The sequence below is a fragment of the Nonomuraea turkmeniaca genome (assembly GCF_005889735.1).
GTDB classification, from domain to species: domain Bacteria; phylum Actinomycetota; class Actinomycetes; order Streptosporangiales; family Streptosporangiaceae; genus Nonomuraea; species Nonomuraea turkmeniaca.
On sequence record NZ_VCKY01000562.1, the window covers coordinates 1 to 921 of the forward strand.

A 921-nucleotide genomic window follows, 5' to 3' on the forward strand; every position below is an offset into this window, starting at 1 on the left:
CCTTTCTCCCGCCCTTGCATGTCCCCGAAAGGTTGCGCTCCTCCCCCCATGAACTACCTGACGCTTCTCGGCCAGACCGACACGTGGATCAACCGCAACGGCGACGCCGTACCCATCGCCGACCTGCCCGCCGACGACGCCTACGTGGCCTACGGCTGGCTCGGCGACAACGCCGTCAGCATCGCCACCCACGTCCTCGACGATCTGCTCGACCTGACCGAATGGCCACAAGCCGAGTGGATCCCCACCTGCGCCGATGAGCTGATCGCGCTGAGCGGCAACGTGCGGGCGTGGCTGGAGTCCACGCCACTCGCCCAGAAGTTGATCAAGCACGGCAGCACCCACACCGAAAGCATCGACGGCGAAACGGTGACCTTCACCGCCATCCGCATCGGCGGCATCCGCCGCTGGGTCTTCACGGGCTGCATCACCGCAGGCGGGTACGTGTCCTGGCAGGACGCCGCCGTCGAAGCACGACTACAGCTCACAGGCCAGACGCAAGGCAGGCTCGCAGCCCTGCGCGGCCACGAGGTGCCGCAGACGGTGCACCGCGCCAACTGGAAGAAGCACCTGACGCCGATCACGGGCAAGGGCTACAGCAGCCAGGTCACCGAGTTCAGCTTCGACCTGCTGCCCGACAGCCCGCCGCCTCGTCCGCCGCGCCGCGCCGCAATCCTGCTTGCCACCTCTCCCGAGTGGGCCGCCGCGCTCGCCGAGAGCGACCCCGACCCGTTCGCCGACATTCGCGAGCTTCTCCACCTGCGCGCCGAAGCTCGGCAGCGCGCCGACCGCACCAAGCGGAAAGCCGACTACGCCGTCGTCGACGGCCTGGCGGGCGAGATCGCCGACGCCGTCGCCGCCGTCCTCGCCTTCGCCCCGAACCCGTAACACGCCCCAAAGGCGGGAGCCACCGCTCCCGCC

General features: G+C 69.4%; 1 protein-coding gene. It reads left to right on the forward strand.

Annotated elements, in window-relative coordinates:
* The first annotated feature begins 48 nt into the window (after positions 1-48).
* The gene (locus ETD86_RS54525; protein ID WP_138674409.1) at positions 49-888 is read left to right on the forward strand and encodes a hypothetical protein; all 840 of its coding nucleotides are present in this window, start codon (positions 49-51) and stop codon (positions 886-888) included.
* Positions 889-921: the final 33 nt, after the last annotated feature.